The 22,846-nt window shown below is 75.8% G+C and carries 19 protein-coding genes; 8 read left to right on the forward strand and 11 right to left on the reverse strand.

Annotated elements, in window-relative coordinates; translation table 11 throughout:
• The first annotated feature begins 109 nt into the window (after positions 1 to 109).
• Entirely contained in the window at positions 110 to 1,594 is a 1,485-nt protein-coding gene (locus P9841_RS16555) for a sensor histidine kinase (RefSeq protein ID WP_283319683.1), read from the forward strand.
• 507 nt (positions 1,595 to 2,101) lie between these two features.
• On the opposite strand, the gene P9841_RS16560 is transcribed toward P9841_RS16555, so the two are convergent.
• Complete coding sequence (locus P9841_RS16560) at positions 2,102 to 2,350, reverse strand: WhiB family transcriptional regulator (protein WP_122151410.1); 249 nt, start codon at positions 2,348 to 2,350, stop codon at positions 2,102 to 2,104.
• Between the two features lie 661 nt (positions 2,351 to 3,011).
• Between P9841_RS16560 and P9841_RS16565 the strand changes: the two genes are divergently transcribed.
• Positions 3,012 to 3,434, forward strand: a complete 423-nt coding sequence (locus tag P9841_RS16565; protein ID WP_283319684.1) for a hypothetical protein — start codon at positions 3,012 to 3,014, stop codon at positions 3,432 to 3,434.
• 155 nt (positions 3,435 to 3,589) lie between these two features.
• On the opposite strand, the gene P9841_RS16570 is transcribed toward P9841_RS16565, so the two are convergent.
• From P9841_RS16570 to P9841_RS16585, 4 genes are all read right to left on the reverse strand, one after another.
• The gene (locus tag P9841_RS16570; protein WP_283321990.1) at positions 3,590 to 6,295 is read right to left on the reverse strand and encodes an ABC transporter permease; all 2,706 of its coding nucleotides are present in this window, start codon (positions 6,293 to 6,295) and stop codon (positions 3,590 to 3,592) included.
• Positions 6,295 to 7,107: an ABC transporter ATP-binding protein gene (locus tag P9841_RS16575; protein WP_459349111.1), complete on the reverse strand. Its 813-nt coding sequence runs from the start codon at positions 7,105 to 7,107 to the stop codon at positions 6,295 to 6,297. Before P9841_RS16575 ends, P9841_RS16570 begins: the two co-directional genes overlap by 1 nt.
• Positions 7,108 to 7,261: 154 nt before the next feature.
• Positions 7,262 to 7,975: a response regulator gene (locus P9841_RS16580; RefSeq protein WP_283319685.1), complete on the reverse strand. Its 714-nt coding sequence runs from the start codon at positions 7,973 to 7,975 to the stop codon at positions 7,262 to 7,264.
• 10 nt (positions 7,976 to 7,985) lie between these two features.
• A complete protein-coding gene (locus tag P9841_RS16585; RefSeq protein WP_283319686.1) occupies positions 7,986 to 9,275 on the reverse strand; it encodes a sensor histidine kinase in 1,290 nt (429 codons plus the stop codon).
• Between the two features lie 157 nt (positions 9,276 to 9,432).
• Here P9841_RS16585 and P9841_RS16590 point away from each other — a divergent pair, with 157 nt between their 5' ends.
• From P9841_RS16590 to P9841_RS16600, 3 genes are all read left to right on the forward strand, one after another.
• Positions 9,433 to 10,125: a response regulator transcription factor gene (locus tag P9841_RS16590; protein ID WP_283319687.1), complete on the forward strand. Its 693-nt coding sequence runs from the start codon at positions 9,433 to 9,435 to the stop codon at positions 10,123 to 10,125.
• Between the two features lie 3 nt (positions 10,126 to 10,128).
• Complete coding sequence (locus P9841_RS16595) at positions 10,129 to 11,460, forward strand: sensor histidine kinase (RefSeq protein WP_283319688.1); 1,332 nt, start codon at positions 10,129 to 10,131, stop codon at positions 11,458 to 11,460.
• Between the two features lie 202 nt (positions 11,461 to 11,662).
• Complete coding sequence (locus P9841_RS16600; RefSeq protein ID WP_283319689.1) at positions 11,663 to 12,877, forward strand: hypothetical protein; 1,215 nt, start codon at positions 11,663 to 11,665, stop codon at positions 12,875 to 12,877.
• 8 nt (positions 12,878 to 12,885) lie between these two features.
• Here P9841_RS16600 and P9841_RS16605 read toward each other — a convergent pair whose 3' ends face one another.
• Entirely contained in the window at positions 12,886 to 13,488 is a 603-nt protein-coding gene (locus P9841_RS16605; protein ID WP_283319690.1) for a GtrA family protein, read from the reverse strand.
• Between the two features lie 138 nt (positions 13,489 to 13,626).
• Here P9841_RS16605 and P9841_RS16610 point away from each other — a divergent pair, with 138 nt between their 5' ends.
• The 3 genes from P9841_RS16610 to P9841_RS16620 all read left to right on the forward strand — a co-directional run bounded on the left by P9841_RS16610 (position 13,627) and on the right by P9841_RS16620 (position 16,727).
• Positions 13,627 to 14,790 carry a 5-(carboxyamino)imidazole ribonucleotide synthase gene (locus tag P9841_RS16610; RefSeq protein ID WP_283319691.1) on the forward strand — a complete coding sequence of 388 codons (1,164 nt, stop codon included), beginning with the start codon at positions 13,627 to 13,629 and terminating at the stop codon, positions 14,788 to 14,790.
• A gap of 42 nt (positions 14,791 to 14,832) precedes the next feature.
• Complete coding sequence (gene purE / locus P9841_RS16615) at positions 14,833 to 15,372, forward strand: 5-(carboxyamino)imidazole ribonucleotide mutase (protein WP_283319692.1); 540 nt, start codon at positions 14,833 to 14,835, stop codon at positions 15,370 to 15,372.
• A 125-nt stretch (positions 15,373 to 15,497) separates the two neighbouring features.
• The gene (locus P9841_RS16620; RefSeq protein WP_283319693.1) at positions 15,498 to 16,727 is read left to right on the forward strand and encodes an acyltransferase family protein; all 1,230 of its coding nucleotides are present in this window, start codon (positions 15,498 to 15,500) and stop codon (positions 16,725 to 16,727) included.
• Here P9841_RS16620 and P9841_RS16625 read toward each other — a convergent pair.
• The 5 genes from P9841_RS16625 to P9841_RS16645 form a co-directional block, all read right to left on the reverse strand.
• Positions 16,649 to 18,181, reverse strand: a complete 1,533-nt coding sequence (locus tag P9841_RS16625) for an LCP family protein (protein WP_283319694.1) — start codon at positions 18,179 to 18,181, stop codon at positions 16,649 to 16,651. The genes P9841_RS16620 and P9841_RS16625 overlap by 79 nt on opposite strands.
• A gap of 2 nt (positions 18,182 to 18,183) precedes the next feature.
• Positions 18,184 to 19,494, reverse strand: coding sequence for an LCP family protein (locus P9841_RS16630; RefSeq protein WP_283319695.1), 1,311 nt, complete (start codon positions 19,492 to 19,494; stop codon positions 18,184 to 18,186).
• 167 nt (positions 19,495 to 19,661) lie between these two features.
• Entirely contained in the window at positions 19,662 to 20,657 is a 996-nt protein-coding gene (rfbB, locus tag P9841_RS16635) for a dTDP-glucose 4,6-dehydratase (protein ID WP_283319696.1), read from the reverse strand.
• A 56-nt stretch (positions 20,658 to 20,713) separates the two neighbouring features.
• On the reverse strand, positions 20,714 to 21,907 hold the full coding sequence (locus P9841_RS16640; protein WP_283319697.1) for an ABC transporter ATP-binding protein: 1,194 nt from the start codon (positions 21,905 to 21,907) through the stop codon (positions 20,714 to 20,716).
• Positions 21,908 to 22,810 carry an ABC transporter permease gene (locus P9841_RS16645; RefSeq protein WP_283319698.1) on the reverse strand — a complete coding sequence of 301 codons (903 nt, stop codon included), beginning with the start codon at positions 22,808 to 22,810 and terminating at the stop codon, positions 21,908 to 21,910.
• Between the last annotated feature and the right edge of the window lie 36 nt (positions 22,811 to 22,846).

The raw sequence follows: 22,846 nt of genomic DNA on the forward strand, positions 1-22,846 counted from the left end.
CCTTCCGGGGGCGGCGCGGCGGCGCGGGGGTGCGGGTCCACCGACTTTATCCGCGCCGGAGGCCGGACGCGGCGCGGAGCGCGGGCGGACGTCGACTTAGGCTGGGCCGGTGTCCACCCTGAGCGAGCTCGCGCAGCGCCACGCCCACCTCGACGCCGCGGACCTCGAGTGGCTCCACCTGCTGGTCGGCGACTGGCAGGTCATCTCCGACCTCGCGTTCGCCGACCTCGTGCTGTGGCTGCCGACGGACGACGACGACTTCGTCGCGATCGCCCAGTGCCGGCCCAGCACCGGCGCGACCGTGCACTACGACGACGTCGTCGGCTCCCGCCCGCCGGACGGGCAGCGCCCGCAGCTCGAGCGCTCCCTGACGGAGGTCCGCGCGCAGCGGTCCCGCGAGCCCCGGTGGTTCGGCTCGTACGCCGTGCGCGAGGAGGCCGTACCGGTCGTGCGCGACGGCCGCGCGATCGCCGTGATCGCCCGGCAGACCAACCTCGGCGGCGCGCGCACCCCCAGCCGGCTGGAGCTGAACTACGTCGAGGCCGCCGACGACATCATGGGCATGATCGCGCGCGGCGAGTTCCCGATGCTCGACGCCGCGACCGGTCCGCGCCGGGGCGCACCCCGCGTGGCCGACGGCCTCGTCCGGCTCAACTCCGAGGGCGAGGTGCTGTACGCCAGCCCCAACGCGCTGTCCTGCTTCCACCGGTTCGGCGCCATGGACGACCTCGTGGGTCGCTCGCTCGTCGAGCTGGTCGCCGACCTCGTCGAGCAGGAGTCGACGGTCGACGAGTCCATGCCGCTCGTGCTCATGGGCCGCGCGCCGTGGCGCACCGACATCGAGGCGCACGGCGTCGCGCTGTCCCTGCGCGCCGTCCCGCTGACGGAGGAGGGCGAGCGCATCGGCGCGGTGCTGCTCTGCCGCGACGTGTCCGAGCTGCGCCGGCGGGAGCGCGAGCTCATCACCAAGGACGCGACGATCCGCGAGATCCACCACCGCGTGAAGAACAACCTGCAGACCGTCGCCGCGCTGCTGCGCCTGCAGGCCCGCCGCATGGACGTCCCCGAGGCACGCGCGGCCCTCGAGGAGGCGATGCGCCGCGTGGCGACCATCGCGCTAGTGCACGAGACGCTGTCGCAGACCCTGGACGAGACCGTCGTGTTCGACGAGCTCGTCGGGCGGTCGCTGCGGCTCGCCGCCGACGTGGCGTCCGCCGGCGCGTCCGTCCGCACGGTCGTGCGCGGGACGTTCGGGCCGGTGTCCGCGGAGGACGCCACGGCGCTCGCCCTCGTGCTCACCGAGCTGGTCACGAACGCCGTCGAGCACGGGCTCGCCGGGCGGGAGTCCGGGTCGGTGGAGGTCACGGCCGAGCGGCTCGAGGACGACCTGACCGTCACGGTCGCGGACGACGGCGCCGGCATCCCCGCCGACGCCGGCGCGGGCACCGGGCTGGGGACGCAGATCGTCTCGACGCTGGTGACCAACGAGCTGCGCGGGTCGATCGCGTGGGCGCCGCGCGCGGGCGGCGGCACGGAGGTCGTGCTGCGCGCGCACCTGCGGGCCCCGGGCCGGGAACCCAACACGGTCGCCTGACCCGCCGACCCGCGACCCGCGACCCGCGCTCTCCACGACGCGCGCCCGCGACGCCCGACCCGCGACGCCCGACCCCGATCGGCGAGAGGCCACGAGAAGGGCGTCCGGACGAGGCGCGAGCCCCGGTTGCTGGCCTCTCGCCGAGGTCGGTCGGGTTGCGGGGGTGCGTTCGCGTCGTTCGGGGGCCTGGTCGGCGAGAGGCCACGAGGAGGGCGTCCGGACGAGGCGCGAGCCCCGGTTGCTGGCCTCTCGCCGAGGCCGGTCGGGTTGCGGGGGTGCGTTCGGGGCGGGCGCCCGGCCCGTCCCCGGACGCGACGACGCCCGCCGCCCCGGACGGGGTGGCGGGCGTCGGTCGCGCGGGGCGCGAGATCAGCCGGTGCGGCGCTGGCGCGTCAGCCGGTGCGGCGCTGGCGCGTCAGCCGGTGCGGCGCTGGCGCGTCAGCCTGCGCGGCGCTGGCGCGTCAGCCGGCGCGGCGCTGGCGCGTCAGCCTGCGCGGCGCTGGCGCGTCAGCCTGCGCGGCGCTGGCGCGCGGTGCGGCGCTTGAGGGCGCGGCGCTCGTCCTCGGAGAGGCCGCCCCAGACGCCGGCGTCCTGGCCGGACTCCAGCGCCCACTTCAGGCAGGTGTCCACCACGTCGCAGCGGCGGCACACGGCCTTGGCCTCCTCGATCTGCAGCAGGGCCGGGCCGGTGTTGCCGATCGGGAAGAACAGCTCCGGGTCCTCGGTCAGACATGCTGCGCGGTGGCGCCAATCCATCGAACACTCCTCAGCACAGGGGCGGGCCACGACCAGGGGGCTGGGTGGCACGGAAGGGGCGCAGAGCACACGTCGACGCACGAGCTTTCGCGGGGGGCGGCGTGAGCGTCGGCGCTCGGATTCGAACTGCTGCGCACAAGATTCACATGGCGACGGGCAGCGCACAAGGGGTTACGCGCAGGTTTCTGGCGCGTAACAGATGAGGCGTCGGTCACACCTGTGTGGATCCTGGACGCTTGGGCGGCACGCTACTCCCTCCGTGCCGCTCGACGCCAACCGGGACCGGATGCCGGGACCAACGTCCCTTCCCGGCGGGGCGCGCGGTGCGGACCTGCACCGATGCACGGGCGATTCACCCGGGTGCCGGGCGCCGCCGTGACCAGGACCTTCGTACCGGCGACGGCGGGAGCCCGCCGGGGCGCTGCGGACGCCGGGGCGCTGCGGACGCCGGGGCGCTGCGGACGCCGGGTCGCGCCCGCCGTCGCACGCCGGCCCGGCGCGGCGTCACCCGACCGGCGGTGCGCCCGCGCGACGTCGTCGCCCGCCCGCACGCGCCGACACCCGACCGGCCGCGCGGGGGCGCGCGACGTCGTCGCGCGCCCCCGCGCGGTGTCACGACGACGGCGCCTCGGCGGGCCTGCGGCCGTCGTAGGGTCGCGTCGTGACCACCCCGCGGCCCGCCCCCGTCCCCGAGCGACCGTCCCCGGGCCGCGCCCCGGCCGCCGTCCGTGCCGTGACCGCCCTGGTGCTGCTGCAGGCGCTGGCCCTCGCCGTCGCGACCGTCGCCCTGCTGGTCGCGCTGGTGCGCGGCACGTCGATGCCCGGGCCGGTCGTGTTCATGGCGGTGCTGGCGGCCGGGATCGCCGCGGTGCTCGCGGGGGCGGCCGTCGGGCTTCTGCGGGGGCGGCGCTGGGGCCGCGCCCCGGTGATGACGGTGCAGATCCTGCTGGTCGTCCTGGCGGTCGGCTGGGTCGGCGTGGAGCTCGCCGCCTGGTCGGTCGTCGTGCTCGCCGTCGCGGGTGCGACGGGCGTCCTGCTCGTGCTGCCCCCGGTCGTGGCCTGGACGGCCGGCGACCGCACCTGACACGGCGACCGCCCGCCCCGGCGCGCGTCGCGGGAAGGCCCGCCCGGCACGCGACGGGACAGCCACCCGTCGCTCGACGCGGGAGGGCCCGCCCGGCGACCTGCGCCGGACGGGCCCGCCCGCCTGCCCCGGCCGCTGGTCGCGGCCGGGGGTGGTCACTCCACGCCGAGCGCCGCGACCGGCGGGGTCCGGGCGGCGTTGCGCGCCGGCAGCACCGAGGCGAGCACCCCGGCCACCACGGCGATGCCGAGCACGATCCCGAGGTCGGACCACGGGACGCGCAGCTCGAGGTCCGCGAAGTCCGCGAGCACCGCGGTGGACCCGAGCCAGCCGTACGCGAGGCCGAGCAGCACGCCGACCACGGCGCCGACCCCGGCGATCAGCGCGCCCTCGACGGCCATGGAGGCCCGCAGCTGCCGGCGCGTGAGGCCGAGCGCCCGGAGCGTCGCCGACTCCCGCCGCCGCTCGATCACCGAGAGCGACAGGGTGTTGGTGACGCCGATGAGGGCGATGACGACCGCGACGGCGAGCAGCCCGACGACGACCGCGAGCACCGTGTCGATGGCCCGCTGGTAGAGCGCGCGCTCGACGGCGGCTCCCGAGATGTCGAGCGCGGTGTCCTCGGTGAGGTCCTCGACCTCCTGGACGACGTAGCCGGAGTCGTCGACGTCGGCGACGCGCACCCACGCGGTGCTGGGCGATCCCGACGACCCGAGCCGCTCGAGCGCCGCCGGGGTCACGATCACGGACCAGTCGTCGAAGTCGACGACCCGTGCGGTGAGCGTCACGGGGGTCGACCCCGAGGCGGCCTCGCCGGTGCTGTCGTCCGCGAGGGTCACCGGGACCTCGTCGCCGTCGCTCACGCCGGCCGCCGCCGCGAGGGTCGAGCCCATCACGACCGTGTCGTCCGACAGCGCCGCGGCGACCTCGGGGTTGCGCATGACCGTGGACGCCTGGTCGCCCGCGACGGCGAGGGCGCCCGCGAACGTGCCGGTGCCGTCGCCCACCACGACGTCGTCGCGCCGCACGACCGCGACCGCCTCGACGCCGTCGACGCCGGCGATCCGGTCGGCCGTCCCCGCGGGAAGCGGCTCGTCGACGCTGCGGCCCTCGGAGTCGACCGTCGTCGGTGCGGAGACCTGGAGGTCCACCGGGAACCGGGTGTCGAGCTCGCCGTCGAGGGTGGCGCGCGCCGTGGCGGCGCCGGTGCTCATCATCGCGACGAGCGTCACGCCGATGAGCAGCGCGGTGCTGGTGGCGGCGGTGCGCGCCGGGTTGCGGCCCGTGTTCGCGGCGGCGAGCCGCGCGGGCATCCCCGCGCGCCCGGCCAGCCGGCCGGTGGCCGCGACCACGCGCGGCATCCAGAACACCGCCCCCACGAGCAGCCCGACGAACGACAGCAGGCCGCCGAGGATCGCGACGCCCACGGCCGCGGCCACGTTCACCCGGGACAGGGCCAGGCCGCCCGCGAGCAGCGCCACGCCGCCCACGACCAGCAGCAGGCTCAGCACGAGCCGGACGCGGCCGGCGCGGCTCCCCGCCGCCGGGGCGTCGGCCGGGCGCAGCGCGGCGATCGGGGCGACGCGGGTCGCGACCCGGGCCGGCGTGAGCGCGGCCAGGACCGTCACCAGCACGCCGACGGCGAGGGGCGCGAGCACCGCGGCGGGCGTGACGTGCACGGCCGCCGGCACCGGGAACGGCAGGTCGGCGCCCTGCATGATCCAGAGCGCGACCTGGACGAGGAGCGTGCCGAGCAGCGTGCCCGCCACGGAGGCGACCAGGCCCAGCAGCGCGGCCTCGAGCAGCACCGACCGCCGCACCTGCGACCGGACGGCCCCGACGCAGCGCAGCAGCGCCAGCATGCGGGTGCGCTGCGCGACCAGCACCTGGAACGTGTTCGCGATGACCAGGCCCGCGACGATCATCGCGACCGCCGCGAACGCGAGCACCACGACCACCACGGGGCCGGTCGAGTCCCCGGAGATCGAGCGCTCGGCGGCCTCGTCGCGCGTCAGCACGACGGCGTCCGAGGAGCCCGTGCCGAGCACGTCGGCGACGGACTGCCGCACCGTCTCGGTGTCCGCTGCCGGGTCGAGCGCCAGCAGCAGCTGGTCGACGCCGAGGTCCGCGATCGTCGGGACGCCCGGGCCGGTCGCCGCGCCGGACCAGCGCAGGGCGTCCGTGGTGGTCGACATCGCGACGCCGCCGTACTCCGCCCAGGCGGACGTCGGGTCGGTGGTCAGGCCGACGACCGTGACCTGCTCGGTCTGCTTCCGGACGGTGCCGGTGTCGTCGGCGGACGTGCCGTCGCCCGCGGCCGTGCCGTCCCCGGCGTCGCCCGCGGACCCCGCGTCGTCCGCTGCCGCCGCGTCGTCACCGCCCGCGTCGCCCGACTCCCACACGTACGACCCGACGGTCACCTCGTCGCCCACCGCGACGCCGAGCCGCTCGGCGGCCCGCTCCGGGAGGGTGATCTGGCCGTCGCCCGCGGGCAGCGCGCCCTGCGTGACGTGCTGGGTGTCGAACGCCTCGTCACCCGGCACCGGGACGAGAGCCTGCGTGATGACCTTGTCCCCGGCGGACAGCTCGACGGAGGGCACGACGACGCGGGGGTCGGCGGCCGACACGCCCTGGAGGCCGCGCACCGCGTCGACGTCCGCGTCGGTGACGGTGCCGGACGAGACGGCGATCAGGTCGGCCTTCCCGTACGACGCGGTGATCGAGTCGTACGAGATGCGCTGCATGACGTCACCGGCGAGCAGCGTCGCGGCGACGAACGCGGTGCCGATCGCGACGGCGATCCCGGCGGCCGTGAGCCGGCCGAGCGAGCGGCGCATCTGCGCCAGCGTCAGCCGCCACATCACGCACCCGCCTTCGCCGCGCCGACCTCGGAGACCTCGAGCTGGCGCAGGGCGTCCAGCCCGGTGAGGACGGCCTCGGGGGTGGGGTCGACGATGTCGCCCGCGATGCGCCCGTCGGCCAGCATCACCACGCGGTCGGCGTAGGCGGCGGCCGTCGGGTCGTGCGTGACCATGATGACGGTGCGCCCGAGCTCGCGGACGGAGCGGCGCAGGAAGCTCAGCACCTCGGCACCGGCACGGGAGTCGAGGTTGCCGGTGGGCTCGTCCGCGAAGACGACCTCGGGCTTGGCGATGAGGGCGCGGGCGATCGCGACGCGCTGCTGCTGGCCGCCGGACAGCTCCGACGGGCGGTGCGTGAGGCGCTGGCCGAGGCCGAGCGTGGCGACGAGGGTGTCGAACCAGGCCCGGTCGACGGCCGCGCCGGCGAGCTCGAGCGGCAGCAGGATGTTCTGCTCGGCCGTGAACATCGGCAGCAGGTTGAACGACTGGAACACGAACCCGACGCGGTCGCGGCGCAGGCGCGTGAGGGAGTCGTCGTCGAGGGTTGTCACGTCGGTGGGCCCGAGGAACGCCGATCCGGAGGTCGCGGCGTCGAGGCCGGCGAGCACGTGCATCAGCGTCGACTTGCCGGAGCCGGAGGGCCCCATGATCGCGGTGAACTCGCCGGCGGCGAAGTCCACGTCGACGCCGGCGAGGGCGCGGACGGACGCCTCGCCGCGGCCGTAGACCTTGGTGAGGGCGCGGGCGCGCACGGCGGCCGAGGTGGCGGACGGTGCCGGGGGTGCGGCGGGGGCGGGCTGGATCGGGTCCACGGTGGTGCTCCTGGTGGTCGACTGGCTGATGCCCTCGACGCTACGGAGCCGACCACCCCGCCGTCGTCCACCCCCGGTCCGGACCCGGCGTCATCCCGGGGTCGGACCCCGGCCCGGCGGGCCCCACCGGGGCGGGAGCGGCGGGCGCGGCCCGTCAGGCCCCGGGGACGACCAGCCCGGTCTCGTACGCCAGCACGACGGCCTGCACCCGGTCGCGCGCCCCGAGCTTGGCGAGGATCCGTCCGACGTGGGTCTTCACGGTCGCCTCGGCGACGTAGAGGTCCTGCCCGATCTCGGTGTTCGACCGCCCGCGCGCCATGAGGACGAGCACCTCGCGCTCCCGCTCGGTCAGCGACGCCAGCGCCTCGTCCGCCGCCTCCGACCGCGGGTGCTCGGCGGGCAGCGCGGTGACGAGGTGCTCGAGCAGGCGGCGCGTGGACGACGGCGCGATGACGGCGTCCCCGGCGTGCACGGTGCGGATGGCCGTCAGCATGTCCTCCGGCGGCGCGTCCTTGAGCAGGAACCCGCTCGCGCCGGCGCGGATGGCGGACATCACGTACTCGTCGAGGTCGAACGTCGTGAGCACGATGATGCGCGGCGCGGGGTGGGCGGGCGTGCCGGCGGCGACGATGCGCTCGGTGGCGGCGAGCCCGTCGAGCGTGGGCATGCGGACGTCCATCAGCACGACGTCGACAGGCCCGACGAGGCGGGACTGCGACGTCCCGGGCGTCAGGGCCTGCACGGCCTGGGCGCCGTCGCCGGCCTCCAGCACCACGGACAGGTCGGGCTGCGAGTCGATGACGAGCCGGAACCCCGCCCGCACGAGCTGCTGGTCGTCCACCACGCCGACGCGGATCGTCTCGGTCATGGCGGTCAGCCTAGGCCGCGGCGCCGGCCGGCCCGGACGGCCCGGACGCCGGGGCGCCGGGCAGCGGCAGCTCGGCGCGCACCCGGAACCCGCCGCCCGGTCGCGGTCCGGCGCTGAGCCGGCCACCGACCATCGTCGCCCGCTCCCGCATGCCGAGCAGCCCCTGGCCGGCGCCGTCGGAGTCGGCCGCGGCGCCCCGGCCGTCGTCGGTGACCTCGAGGACGAGCGCGGCGGGCTGCCACTGCACGAGCACGGTGACGGCCGGGTCCGGCCCGGCGTGCTTGAGCACGTTCGTCAGCGCCTCCTGGCAGATCCGGTACACGGTCAGGCCGATGCCCGGCGGCAGCGGCCGGGCCGTGCCCATCCGGACGAGCGAGGCGCGCACCCCCGAGGCGCGCACCTGCTCGACGAGCTGCTCGACGTCCTCGGCGGCGGGCTGCGGGGTGTACGGCGCGCCGCCCGCCGTCGTCGTGCCCGGTGCCGTGCCCGCCGCGCCGCCCGCCGCGTCCGGCTCCCGCAGCACCCCGAGCAGCCGGCGCATGTCCGCCAGCGCCGCCCGCCCGGTCTCCGCGATCGTGGCGAGCGCCCGCGTGGCGGCCTCCGGGTCCCCGGCGGCGGCGTACCGGCCGCCGTCCGCCTGCGCGACCACGACCGACAGCGAGTGCGCGACGATGTCGTGCATCTCGCGGGCGATGCGGGTGCGCTCGGCGGCGGTCGCGATGCGTGCCTGCTGGTCGCGCTCGAGCTCCAGGCGCTCCGCGCGGTCCCGCAGCGCGGCGATCGTCTCCCGCCGGGAGCGCCGCATGAGCCCGAACGCCCACGTCGCCACGGCGCACGCCGAGCAGAACACCCACATGAGCAGCGCGCTGCCCGCGAGCTGCGCGGGGTCGCTCGCCCAGGCGTACTGCAGGGCCATCGTGCAGGCCAGGACCAGGCTCCCCACGATCGCCGAGACGATCGCGGTGCGGTGCGCCCAGCGCGGGCCGTGCACCGTGACCGAGTAGAGGGCGACGAGGACGGCGAGGTCCGCGATGAGGAACGACGGCGTGCCCAGCACGAGGTGCGCCAGTCCGGCGGCGTAGACCGCGACCACGGACGCGACCGGGCTGCGGCGGCGCCACGCGAGCGGCGCCCACAGCAGGCAGGACCACACCAGCCCCGCCGCGAACCCCGTCCCGCCGCTCTCGGACGCGGCCGCGGAGAGCGGGATGACGAACAGGCCGGTCGCCACCGTGAGGGTCAGGTCGATGCCGAGGCGGTGGCGGTGCTCCCACCGCGTGAGGCGCTCCCACCAGGTCATCGCGCCAGCGTAGGGGCGGCCCGGCGGCGTCCGCGTGCCCCCGGGGGCGGACCGAGGTCCCGGTCGGCGTCCCCCCGCGGGCGGACAGAGCAGGCTCGACCGGATCGTGACCCGTGTGCACCACGCCCTCGACCGTTCCGTGACCTAACATGGCGGAATGACCCAGGTGCTGCTGGCCGAGGACGATCCCGCGATTGCCGAGCCTTTGGCGCGGGCCCTCGGGCGTGAGGGCTACGACGTCCGGGTGCAGGGCACCGGGCAGGGTGCGATCGACCGCGCGAGCGAGGCGGACCTCGTCGTGCTGGACCTCGGCCTGCCGGACATGGACGGGCTCGACGTCGCCCGGGCGATCCGGAACCAGGGGCTCACCACCCCGGTGCTCGTGCTGACGGCCCGCGCGGACGAGGTCGACCTCGTGGTGGGGCTGGACGCCGGCGCCGACGACTACGTCACGAAGCCGTTCCGGCTCGCCGAGCTGCTGGCCCGCGTGCGCGCCCTGCTGCGGCGCACCGGCGGCGACGCGCCCGACGAGGACGAGCTGCGCTCGCAGGACGTGCGCGTGGACGTCGCCGCGCACCGGGCGTTCCAGGGCGAGCGCGAGCTGCACCTCACCGCGAAGGAGTTCGACCTGCTGCGCGTGCTGGTCGGCGCGGCGGGCACCGTGGTCGCCCGCGAGACGCTCATGCGGGAGGTGTGGGGGTCCGACCCGACGGGGTCGACCAAGACGCTCGACATGCACGTGTCGTGGCTGCGCCGCAAGCTCGGGGACGACGCGAGCGCCCCGCGGTACATCAGCACGGTGCGGGGGATGGGCTTCCGGTTCGAGTCCGGCGAGGGCACCCGGGGCTGACCCGTGCGCCGCCGTGTCCTGCAGGCCACGATCGCCGCCGTCACGGTGGCGGTGGTGCTGCTCGGGTTCCCGCTCGCGTTCCTCGGCGCGCAGTACGTCCGCGACAACGAGATCGGGTCCCTCGAGACGCGCGCGTCCGACCTCGCGCGGTCGATCGACAACCGCGTCCAGGAGGGCGCGCCGCTGTCCGACGACATGCTGGGGCCGTACGTGGAGCGGGGCGGCGGCATCCCCGTCAGCATCTTCGTCGTCACGGAGGACGGCGCGCGGTACCAGGCCGGCCCGGAGGTCCCCGAGCGCACCATCACCATCACCGAGACGTCGACGTCGGGCGCGCGGATCACGATGTACGCCCCCTGGTGGGACATCTTCCTCATGAGCGCGCAGATCATGGGGCTCGTGGTGGCCGCCGCGGTCGTCGCGTTCGCGGCGGGGATCGCGATGGCGATCTGGCAGGCGAACCGCCTCGCGGCCCCGCTGGTGTACCTCGCGGCGTCCGCCGAGCAGCTCGGGTCCGGCCAGGTGCGCCCGCAGCTCGAGCCGTCGGGGGTCGAGGAGATCGACCTGGTGGCCGCCGAGCTCGCCCGCAGCGCCGACCGGATGGCCGGCCGGCTCGCCGCCGAGCGGCAGTTCGCCTCCGACGCCTCGCACCAGCTCCGCACGCCGCTCACCGCGCTGTCGATGCGCCTGGAGGAGATCGCGCTCGCCTCGGACGACCCCGCCGTGCGGGAGGAGGCCCGCATCTCGCTGGAGCAGGTCGAGCGGCTCGTGACGGTCGTCGACGACCTGCTGACCCGCTCGCGGCGCGCGCAGGGGGGGACCACCGAGGCGGTGCGGCTGGTGGACGTGGTGCACCAGCAGGAGGAGGAGTGGCGGCCCACCTTCGAGGCCGAGGGGCGCCGGCTCGTCGTCGACGTCGACCCGGCCGCGCAGGTGCTGGCGACGCCGGGGGCGCTGGCGCAGGTGCTGGCGACGCTCATCGAGAACTCCCTGAGGCACGGGGGAGGGACGACGACCGTCCGGTCGCGCCCGGGTGCCTCCCGCGCGGTGGTCGTCGAGGTCGGCGACGAGGGCGAGGGCGTGCCCGACGAGCTCGCGCCGCGGATCTTCGAGCGCGAGGTGACCTCCGGCAAGGGCACCGGGCTCGGGCTCGCGCTGGCCCGCGACCTGGCGTCCGCCGACGGCGCGCGCCTGGAGCTCGCGCAGCGTCGGCCCGCGGTGTTCGCGCTCTTCCTCACCGGTCTGCCCGCGATGATGGCGCCGGACGTGGTGCTGCCGCGCGGGTCCGTCATCTCGCCGCGCGTCGACGGGTCGCGGCGGCGTCGCCGGAGCTGAGGTCCCGGGCCGGGTTCTCCCGCGCGGGGCGTCCGCTCGGGAGGGCAGCCGCTCGGGGAGGCCCGCGCGACCGCCGCGGGTGCGCGCGTCCCTGCGCGAGGGGGTGCCGCCGGGGTGCCGGGGGCGCGTAGGTTCGCCGGTGAGGCGTGCGGCCGGGCGCGGTGGGCGTCCCGGCGGGCCGCCCGGACGGGAGCGGTGGCCGGTGGCGTCTGCCGTGCGGGGTCGGGACGAGGACGGGCGCGGCCCGGACGCATCCGCTCCCGACGCGCCCGCCCTCGACGGGCGCGCTCCCGACGCGCCCGCCCCCGGTGCCCGGCGCCGTGCCCCGCGGGCGCGGGCGGCGGCCGCCGTGGTGCTGGTGGTGCTGGGCGCCCTGCTCACGCCCGTGGCCGTGGCGGCGTCCTGGGGGCGCGGACTCGTCGCCGACACCGACCGGTACCTCGCGGCCGTCGGCCCGCTCGCCGAGGACGCGCAGGTCCGGGAGGCGGTGACCGACCGCGTGACGGCCGCCGTGGTCGACGGGCTGCGCCTCGAGCGGCTGGCCGCGGACGCGACGTCCGCGATCGCCGCCCTGGACCTCCCCCCGCGCGCGTCCGAGGCGGTGGAGTCGCTGCGCGGGCCGCTGGTGGACGCGGCCACCGGCTACGTCCGCGGGGTGGTCGGCCGGGTCGTCGACTCCGACGCGTTCGCCACGGTGTGGACGACGGCGAACCGGGAGGTGCACAGGCAGCTCGCGGCGGTGCTGCGCGGCGACCCGGGGGCCCTCGCACGCATCGACGCCGACGGCACGCTGACGGTCGACCTCGGCGGCGTCGTCGACGCGGTCCGCCAGCGCCTGTCCGCCGCGGGGTTCGCGGTGGTCGACCGGCTCCCGGCGGTCGACGCGACGTTCGCCGTGCTGCGCAGCGCGGACCTGGTGCGCGCCCAGGAGGCGTACCGGGCGCTCGACGCCGCGGCGACGTGGTCCCCGTGGGCGGCGGTGGCCCTGCTCGCGGGTGCGGTCGCGCTCGCCCGGGGCCGGGTGCGGGCGCTGGCCGTCGTGGGCCTGGCCGTCGCGGGCGCGGTCGCGCTCCTGCTCGTCGCGCTGGTGGCCGGGCGGTCCTGGTACGCCGGGTCGCTGCCGCCCGCGGTGCAGCGCCCGGACGTCGCCGTCGTCGTCTACGACCAGGTGCTGTCCGGTCTGCGGGCGGCGCTGCTGCGCGTGCTCGCCGCCGCGGTGGTCGTCGCCGCCGCGGGCGCCGTGGGCCTCGCGGCGCGGGGCGGCAGGGCGGGGCGGGCGCTGCGGGCGCTGCGGGGACGGAGCCCGGCGCGACCGGGCGACGGGGGAGACGACCGTCCCGCGGCAGCCGGTCCGGTCGCCGGGGGAGCCGGGGGAGGCGACCGCGCCGCGGGGGCGGAGCCGGTCGCCGGGGCGTGACGCCCCGCCTACGCGGGTTCGGCGTCCCGGCCGGTGCGCGGGTACGGCACCGTGCCGAGCGGCACGGCGTGGTGCTCGTGCTCGCGCGCCTCGTGCCCCACCTCGGCGAGCGCGACCGGGAGGGTCGCCGTGCCCGTGAACACGAAGAGCTTGTAGCCGACGTACCGCCCGATGGTGCCGAGCACGATGCCGGCGACGTTCGCCACGTTGTCGGCGAACGGGCCGGTGAACCCCAGCACGTAGTGCGAGAACGCCAGCGAGCCGACGGTCAGCCCGATGCCGACCACGTTGATGAGCGCGAACAGCACGAACTCCCGGCCGCGCCGGGCGGTGCGCTGGTCGGCGAACGTCCAGTGCCGGCTGCCGACCCAGGACACGAGCGTCGCGAGCAGCACCGCCACGATGCGCGCGGTGAGCGGCTTGCCGTGCAGCAGGTCGACCGGGCCGAAGCGCAGCAGGTTGTACGTGCCCATGTCCACGACGAACGCCACCGTGCCCACCGACCCGAACCGCGCGAGCTCCAGCGCCCGCGCCCGCAGGCCGTCGCGCCGGCTGCCGCCCCCGGGTGCGTGCCGGGGCGCCACGAGGCCCGGCGCGCTGGAGGAGGTCACCGGGACACGGTAGTCCCCGCGGCTGGGGGCTCGCTGTGCGTGGGTGGGCGGAACGACCCGCCCGGCGGGCCGGGCGGTCCCACCCGGCGGTGGTCGCGCGGGGGACCGCCGGCCGCGGGTCGGTTAGGCTCCACGCTCGTGGCAGCACCCGTGGTGGCAGTGGTCGGTGGCGGTCAGCTCGCGCGCATGATGGCGCCGGCGGCGACCGCGTTGGGGCTCCACCTGCGGGTGCTGGTCGAGGACGCCGCGTCGTCGGCGGCCCAGGTGGTCGTGGACGCCCCGGTGGGCGCGGCCGCGGACCCGGTGGCCGTCGAGGCGCTGGTCGCGGGGGCGGACGCCCTGACCTTCGAGCACGAGCACGTGCCCGGCGGGCTGCTCACGGAGCTGGTGGACCGCGGCGTCGCGGTGCGGCCCGGGCCGGACGCGCTGGTGCACGCGCAGGACAAGATCGTCATGCGGACCCGGCTGACGGCCCTCGGCGTGCCGTGCCCGCGCTGGGCGGCCGTGGGCTCCCGCGAGGACCTGGCGGCGTTCCTCGCGGCGGGTGACGGCACGGCCGTCGTGAAGACCGCGCGCGGCGGCTACGACGGCAAGGGCGTGCGGGTGGTGCGCGACGCCGGCGGGGCGGACGACTGGCTGTCCGCCGCGGCCGACGGCACCGGAGCGCCGCTGCTGGCAGAGGAGCGGGTGCCCTTCACGCGCGAGCTGGCCGCCCTCGTCGCCCGCTCGCCGTCCGGCGAGGTCCGCACGTGGCCGGTCGTCGAGTCGGTGCAGGTCGACGGGGTCTGCTCCGAGGTGGTCGCGCCGGCGCCGGGCCTGGACCCGCGCACCGCCGCCCGGGCCGAGGGCATCGCCCGCGCGGTGGCCGAGGGGCTGGACGTCACGGGCGTGCTCGCCGTCGAGCTGTTCGAGGTGCCGGACCCCGACGGCGGCGCCCCGCGGGTGCTGGTGAACGAGCTCGCGATGCGCCCGCACAACTCCGGGCACTGGACGATCGACGGCGCCGTCACGAGCCAGTTCGAGCAGCACCTGCGCGCGGTTCTCGACCTGCCGCTCGGGTCCACGGACGCCCGCGCGGCCTGGACCGTCATGGCGAACGTCCTCGGGAGCAGCCGGGAGGCGCTCACGGACGGGCTGGCCGCGGTCGCCGCGCTCGACCCGGGTGCCAAGGTGCACCTGTACGGCAAGGGCGTGCGCCCCGGCCGCAAGCTCGGCCACGTCACGGTGACCGGCGACGACCTGGACGACGTCCGCCGCCGGGCCGCCGCCGCCGCAGCCGTGCTGCGCGGCGACACCGCCTGACGTCCCGCGAACCCGACCCGCAGCAGCACCCCGGAGGTGGAGATGGACCCGCTCGTCGGCATCGTCATGGGCTCGGACTCGGACTGGCCCGTCATGGAGGCCGCGGCGCAGGCGCTCGCGGAGCTCGAGGTGCCGGTGGAGGTCGACGTCGTGTCGGCCCACCGCCAGCCGGACAAGATGGTCGCGTACGGCCGCGGGGCGGCGGACCGCGGCCTGCGGGTCGTCGTCGCCGGTGCGGGCGGCGCCGCCCACCTGCCGGGCATGCTCGCCGCCGTGACGCCGCTGCCGGTGGTCGGGGTGCCGGTGCCGCTCTCCCGGCTGGACGGGCTGGACTCGCTGCTGTCGATCGTCCAGATGCCCGCGGGCGTGCCGGTCGCGACCGTCTCCATCGGGGGTGCGCGCAACGCCGGCCTGCTCGCGGCGCGCATCATCGGGTCCGGCACGGACGACACCGCCCGCAGGGTCGCCGCCGCCATGCGGGCGTTCCAGGACGACCTGCGGGCGCAGGCCGACGCCAAGGGGGAGCGGCTGCGCACACAGCACGGCGACGGGCGCCGGCCGGCCGTGGGCTTCGGGGGCTGACCGGCACGGGAGCGCGCGGGGCCGCGCGGGGGCCGTCGTCGGGCCCCGTGAAGGTCTCGTCGAGACGTCCGGGACCACGCCCGCTCGACAGGCGGACGTCGCGGGGCCCGCTTAGCGTCGAGCGGGTGACGACCACCGCGCCGGCCCGGAGCCACCTCCCCGCCACCGCCGACCCGTCGCCCGCCGCCCCCGGGCGCGGGCCGCGCCTCGCCGCGCTCGACGGCCTGCGGTTCCTCGCCGCCGTCGGCGTGCTGGCGTACCACTTCACGACCCGGCAGACCGACGCCTGGGGCCGGGACCTCGCCGAGGTGGCGCCCGCGGTGTCGTCGTGGGCGGTCTACGCGTCGCTGGGCCCGGAGCTGTTCTTCGTGATCAGCGGGTTCGTCATCCTCATGACGGCGTGGGGTCGCTCGGTGCCGGACATCGTCGGGTCCCGGGTCGGCCGCCTGTACCCGGCGTACTGGGTCGCGGTCCTGGCGACCGGGGCGCTGCTGCTGCTGATCTGGCCCGGCAAGGAGGTCACCGGCGACCAGGTGCTGGTGAACCTCACGCTGCTGCAGAGCCTGGTCGACGTCAACCACGTCGACGGCGTCTACTGGACGCTCTGGGTGGAGCTGCGGTTCTACCTGCTGATCGCGCTGCTCGCCGCGTTCGGGATCACCCGCCGCCGGGTGCTGTGGTTCGCGGCGCTGTGGCCGGCGGCCGCCCTGCTGGCCCGGGTGGCGGGCCTCACGGACGCGGTCGTGTGGCTGGTCGCGCCGTACGCGCCGCTCTTCGCCGCCGGGATGGTGCTGTACGTGATCCACCGCACGGGCCACGCGCTGGTGCCGTGGCTGCTGGTCGCGGGCAACGCCGCCCTGGCCACCGCGGCGCTGGTCCCGGCGCGCATGGCCTCGCTCGGCGAGAACTCGGTGGTCGCGCCGCGGCCGGCGCTGCTGACGGCGTCGCTGCTCGGCTGCGTCGGGCTGGTCGCGCTGGTGTCGCTGACGCCCGCCGCCCGGTGGCGGTGGGCCGGGCTGACCGCGGCCGGGGCGCTCACGTACCCGCTGTACCTGACGCACGAGTACTGGGGTCTCTGGGTGGTGCACCTGCTGTCCGGGCGGGTCCCGGTGTGGGTCGTGCTCGCGGCGGCGACCGCGCTGTCGCTCGTCCTCGCGTGGCTCGTGCACCGGTTCGTGGAGAAGCCGTTCGGCCCGCGCCTGCGCCGGGCCACCACCGTGGCGTGCGAGCGGCTGCGGGACCGCGCGGTGGCCGCCGCCGCGGCGGTGCGGGCCCGCTACGAGCCCGGCACGCCGCCGACGACGCCCGGCGGCAGGGAGCCGTCGCGGATGCCGGCGAAGAACGCCGGGGTCTGATCCGGGTCGAGCAGCACGGTCGAGCCGATGCCCCCGGGCCGGTAGTCCATGCTCGCGATGGGCGGCGTGCCGGTGATCCCGTCGGGCCCCGACGCCGAGCGGAACGCCAGCGCGAGCCGGCCCAGGTCGACCACGTCGGTGCCCTCGCTCGCGGTGAGCGCGCCGGTCCCGGCGTCGACGAGCGCGACCTGCTTGCCCGGCTGGAGCAGCAGCGCGGGGTCCTCCGCCTTCGACGCCACGGCCGAGATGAGCTGCCGCTGGCGCATCCCGCGGCCGATGTCGCCGGACGGGTCCGCGTAGCGCATCCGGGAGAACGCGAGGGCCTGCACGCCGTCGACGGTCTTGCAGCCGGGCGCGTCCCAGACGAGGCCGGACTTGGGCTCGTTGACCGGGAACGTGATGCCGGTGCTGCCGTCCAGGCACAGCTCCACGCCGCCGACGGCGTCGACGAGCTGCTCGACCCCGCCGAACCCGACCTCGACGTAGTGGTCGACCGTCAGGCCGGTGAGCTGCTCGACGGTCTGCACCAGCAGCGGCGCACCGCCCCAGGAGAACGCCGCGTTGAGCTTGCTCGGGCCGTGACCGGGGATCTCGACGTACGTGTCGCGGGGGAGCGAGATCAGCGCGGCCGGCCCGGACTCCGGCACCTGGAGCAGCAGGATCGTGTCCGTGCGGGCGCCGACGGTCTCGGTGTCCTCGATCACGCCGTCCTCGCGGGAGTCCGAGCCCGACAGCAGGTAGGTGGTGCCCGGCGTGCCGGCCGCGCCGGACAGCGCGTCGACGTGCTGGACCTTGCCGTTGGCCCACAGGACGAGCCCGACCGGCCAGGCGACGAGCAGCAGCAGGACGAGGACCGTGACGAGGGCGATCACGCGGCCGCGGCGCCGGCGGCGGGGTGCCGGCGGGGCGGCGGGTCCGGGCGCACCGGGGCCGGGCGCACCGGGACCGACGGGGCCGACGCGGCCGGCCGACCCCGCGGGACGGGCGCTGCCCGGGCCGGCGGGCGCGCTGCGGCGTGCGGGCCGGTCGCCGGCGCCCAGCGGGACGGCGGACGAGCCCTCGCGGACCGAGGAGCGGGCCGGGCCGGGGCGCCCGGACGCGGCGTCGGGGCGTGCACCCGCGACGGGGGTCCCGTCGGGGTTGCGACCCGACACGCGCACGGGGCGCGGCGCGTCCTCGGCGGGCCGGGCACCGCCCGGGCTGAACGCCGCCGGGCCTGCCGCCGGTGACCCTCCGGGGCCCCGCTCGGCGCGGCCCGCGGCGGGACGGCCGGGCGCGGCGGGACGGCTCGGGCGCTGCCCGGAGGTCCGGGACGGCGCCGCGGGGCGCTCCGGCGGCTGGCCGACGGGCACGGCGCCGTCGGCGGACGGCCGTCGTCCGCCTCCGGCGGGCGAGAAGCTCGGCGGGGTGCCGCGACCGGCGTCGCGGGGGTTGCGGTCCTCGGGGCGTGCCACGGTCAGCCGCAGACGGCGGTGACGTCGTTGGCGGAGAACGCCTCCTTGCCGGCCTCACGGGTCTCGACCGGGTCCGGCGTGGGGGAGGAGGGCGTCTGCGGCTGCTCGGCGCCGGTGTCGGTGCCGGGGTCCGTGCCCGTGTCGGTGCCGGGGTCCGTGCCGGTGCCGGTCCCCGTGTCCGTGCCCGCCCCCGTGCCCGTGTCCTGGGAGGTCCCGGTGAGCATCGGCTGGTCGGCGGCGACGTTCGCCCAGATGGCGTCGGCCTCGGAGGTCCACACCACCCGGTTCTTGTCGCTCGGCGCCGCGGCGAACGGGATCGTCATGAAGGAGATGTTCGCAGCCGAGGTGTTCCGCAGGCTGTAGGCGAGCCCGGCCATGTCGGAGATCGAGCTGAAACCGCTGTCGATCGACAGCGACTCCGTGGCGGAGTCGAGGAACCGGATGAGCTGCGTGATGTCGGTGAGCAGGTTCTTGCCGAGCACCTCGCGCACCACGGACGCGAGCAGCTCCTGCTGCCGGCCGAGCCGGTTGGTGTCCGACCCGTCGCCGACGCCGACGCCGGTGCGCGCCCGGGCGAACGCGAGCGCCTGCGTGCCGTCGAGCGTCTGGTTGCCGGCGTTGAGGTAGAGCCCGGCCTTCGGCGCGGACATCTCGTTCGGGATGCACATCGGCACGCCGCCGATCGAGTCGACCATCTTGGTGAAGCCGGCGAAGTCCACGACGACGAAGTGGTCGATCCGGACCCCCGTGTTGGCCTGGACGGTGTTCACCGTGCAGGCCGCGGCCGAGGCGATGTCGCCGCCGTTGTCGGCGCCGATGGAGAACGCGGAGTTGAACATCGCGTTGTTCTGCGCGTACGTGGTCGAGCCGTCGGACATGGTGCAGGACGGGATGTCGACCAGCGAGTCGCGGGGGATCGAGATGAGCTCCACCCGGCTGCGGTCGGCGGAGATGTGGGCGACGATCGTGGTGTCCGAGCGCATGCCGCCGACGTAGCCGCCGATCGCCTCGTTCTCGCCGTCGCGCTCGTCGGAGCCCATCAGCAGGATGTTGACGTCGCGCCCGGCGTTCGGGTCGTCCGGGTCGGCCGGGCCGGTGGCCGTGGGCCGGGGCATCGCGGAGATGAGGCCGGACGCGTCGATCGTCTCGATGTTGCTGTTGAGCCGCACGTAGAGCGCGGCCGCGCCGGAGGCGCCGAAGCAGAGCGCCGCGACCGTGGCGAGGGCCACGCCGCGCAGCGCCGCGTGGCTGCGCCGGGGGCGGCCGTGCCGGACGGCGCGCGGGCGTGCGGGAGCGGCGTGGCGGGAGGTCACGGGGACGAGCATAGGAGCGCAGGTCCGGCACCCGGCGCACCCTCCGGGCGCACGGCGTGGAGGATTCGTGCAGATGACCGGCCTCCCGGCGCGCCGCGGGTGCGCGACGGCCGCCCGCCCCGCGAGGGGAGGACGGCCGTCCGGGGTGCTGCGGGTGCCGGCGGGCGTCAGCGCCCGAGCTGGGCGTACTTCGCCTCGGTGGCGTCCTTCTGCGGCCGCCACCACGCCTCGTTCGCGCGGTACCAGTCGATCGTCGCGGCGAGGCCGTCGCGGAACGTCGTGTAGCGCGGCTGCCAGCCGAGCTCGGTGCGGAGCTTCGTCGAGTCGATCGCGTAGCGCAGGTCGTGACCCGGGCGGTCGCTGACGAGGTCGTACGCGTCGGGGGACTGGCCCATGAGCTCCAGGATGAGCTCGACGACGGCCTTGTTGTTCTCCTCGCCGTCGGCGCCGATGAGGTAGGTCTCGCCGGTGCGGCCCTTGGTGATGATGTCCCACACGGCGCTGTTGTGGTCCTCGACGTGGATCCAGTCGCGGACGTTCTCGCCCGTGCCGTACAGCTTGGGGCGGATGCCGTCGACGACGTTGGTGATCTGCCGCGGGATGAACTTCTCGACGTGCTGGTACGGCCCGTAGTTGTTCGAGCAGTTCGAGATCGTCGCGCGCACGCCGAACGACCGCGCCCACGCCCGCACCAGCAGGTCGGAGGAGGCCTTCGTGGACGAGTACGGGCTCGACGGGTTGTACGGGGTGTCCGGCGTGAACTTGGCCGGGTCGTCCAGCTCGAGGTCGCCGTAGACCTCGTCGGTCGAGATGTGGTGGTAGCGCACGTCGTAGCGCCGCACGGCCTCGAGCAGCGTGTAGGTGCCGATGACGTTGGTGTGCACGAAGGGCCACGGGTCGTGCAGCGAGTTGTCGTTGTGCGACTCGGCGGCGAAGTGCACGACGACGTCGGTGCTCTTCACGAGGTCGTCGACGATGTCGTGGTCCGTGATGCTGCCCTTGGCGAAGGTCACCTGGTCCCACACGGGCGCCAGGCTCTTCTCGTCGCCCGCGTAGGTGAGCGCGTCGAGCACGGTGACCTCGACCTCCGGGTGCTCGCGCACCACCTGGTGGACGAAGTTGGAGCCGATGAACCCGGCTCCGCCGGTGACGAGCATGCGCACGGGAAGGACCTCCTCGCTGGATGGGACGATCCACAGTAGCGGACCGTCGACCGCGCTCAGCCCGCGGCTGCGAAGCTCACGGGCACGTGCACGGGACCCTGGCTGGTGCCGTCCGCCTCGACCGAGAAGTGCGCCGCGTCGGGCACGTGGTCGAGCGAGGTGCCGTCGGGTCCGACCACGCGCACCTGGATGATGTACTCGCCCTCGCCGAACGGCAGGCGGCCCATCCGGAACGCGTAGTTGCCCTTGCCCTGGAGGTCGGGCAGCGGCGCCTTCATCATCTTGGCGCTCGTGGTCGACAGGACCGTCCCGAGCGGTGAGGTGATGCCGACCGAGAGGTCCCAGTTCCGCAGCAGCGTGTCGGCCGTGACCTCGACCTCGACCACCATGCCCTCGCCCGTGGGCACCGGCGGCAGCGGGGCGACCCCCTCGGGCGTGCGCAGGTTCACGCCGGTCACCCGCACGGCCGGCAGCACGAGGCCCTGGGCGGCCTGCGCGCGCTCGACCTCCTCCTGCCGGGTGGTCTCGAACTCCTGGCGCAGCACCTTCAGCGCCTCGCGGGGCGTGCCGTCGGCCGCGACGTTGCCGTGCTCGAGCACCACGGCGCGGTCGCAGAACTCCGCGACCTGGTCCAGCGAGTGGGTGACCATGATGATCGTGCGGCCGTCGTGCTGGAAGCTGCGGATCCGCTCCAGGCACTTGCGCTGGAACGGCTCGTCCCCGACGGCCAGCACCTCGTCCACGAGCAGGATGTCCGGGTCGACGTGCACCGCGACCGCGAACGCGAGGCGGACGTACATGCCCGAGGAGTAGAACTTCACCTGCGTGTCGATGAACTCCTCGATGCCCGAGAAGTCGACGATCGCGTCGAAGTGCCGGTCCGTCTCGGCCTTCGACAGCCCGAGGATCGACGCGTTGAGGTAGACGTTCTCGCGTCCCGTCAGGTCGGGGTGGAACCCGGCGCCGAGCTCCAGCAGCGCCGCGAGGCGCCCCCGCAGCCGCACGGTGCCCGTGGTCGGCTGGATGATGCCGCCGATGGTCTTCAGCAGGGTGCTCTTGCCGGACCCGTTGGGGCCGATGAGCCCCACGGTGCTGCCGGAGGCGATCTCCAGGTCGACGTCCCGCAGCGCCCAGAAGTCCTCCTTGTGGAGGTTCGAGCGCCCGAAGTTGACGACGCGCTCCTTGAGGGACTTCTCCTTGCGGATGACGAACCGCTTGGAGACGTCCCGGATCTCGATGACCGTCGTCACTTACAGCTCCTGTGCGAAGTTGCTCTGCAGGCGGGCGAAGACCCGCTGGAAGACCCACAGCAGCACGAGACCGACGCCGAGGGCGATGCCGAGGCGCTCGCCGAGGTGGCCGGGCACGGGCTGGTCGCTGCCCCCGACCCAGAACGTCTGCTGGAACCCGATGACGGCCAGCGTCATGGGGTTCGCGAGGTACAGGTCGGTGAGCGCGCCGGACACGTGGTCGCGGACGAGCGCCCAGGAGTACACGATCGGCGACGCCCAGAACAGGATCATCACGACGACCTCGACGAGGTACTGCACGTCGCGCAGGTACACGTTGACCGCGGACAGCAGCAGCACCAGCGCCGTCGACCACACGAGCACGACGGCGAGCGAGAGCGGGAAGTACCACCAGCGCGCGCCCGTCGGGAACGCGCCGGCGACGACCGTCGCCGCGACGAGGATCAGCAGCTGGATCGCGAAGTTGAACAGCGACGAGCCGATGACGCTCAGCGGGAAGACCTCGCGCGGCAGGTACACCTTCTTGATGAGCCCGGTGTTCGCGATGATCGAGCCGGTGCCCACCGAGATCGACTCGCTGAACAGGCCCCAGGCGGTCAGCCCGGTGTAGATGAAGATGGCGAAGTCGGGGATGTCGCGCGCCGCGCCGAGGAACTGCCCGAGCGCCACGTAGTAGATGAGCAGCATCGCCAGCGGGCGGGCCAGGCTCCACACGAAGCCGAGGGCGCTGTCCTTGTAGCGGGCCTTCAGCTCGCGCCGCACCAGCGAGGCCAGGAGCTCCCGGTGGGCGAGGATGTCGCGCACCGAGGAGAGGGTCCCGCGGGCGAACCCCGGGCGGGGCCCCGCGATGCGCAGCGGCTCGGCGGCCAGCGCGGCGGCGCGGGCCTCGGCGGTGTCCGTCAATGTGGCCTCTCGGGGGGTCGTCCGGCCCAGGGGCGG

It is taken from the genome of Cellulomonas sp. ES6 (assembly GCF_030053835.1).
Classification (GTDB): Bacteria; Actinomycetota; Actinomycetes; order Actinomycetales; family Cellulomonadaceae; genus Cellulomonas.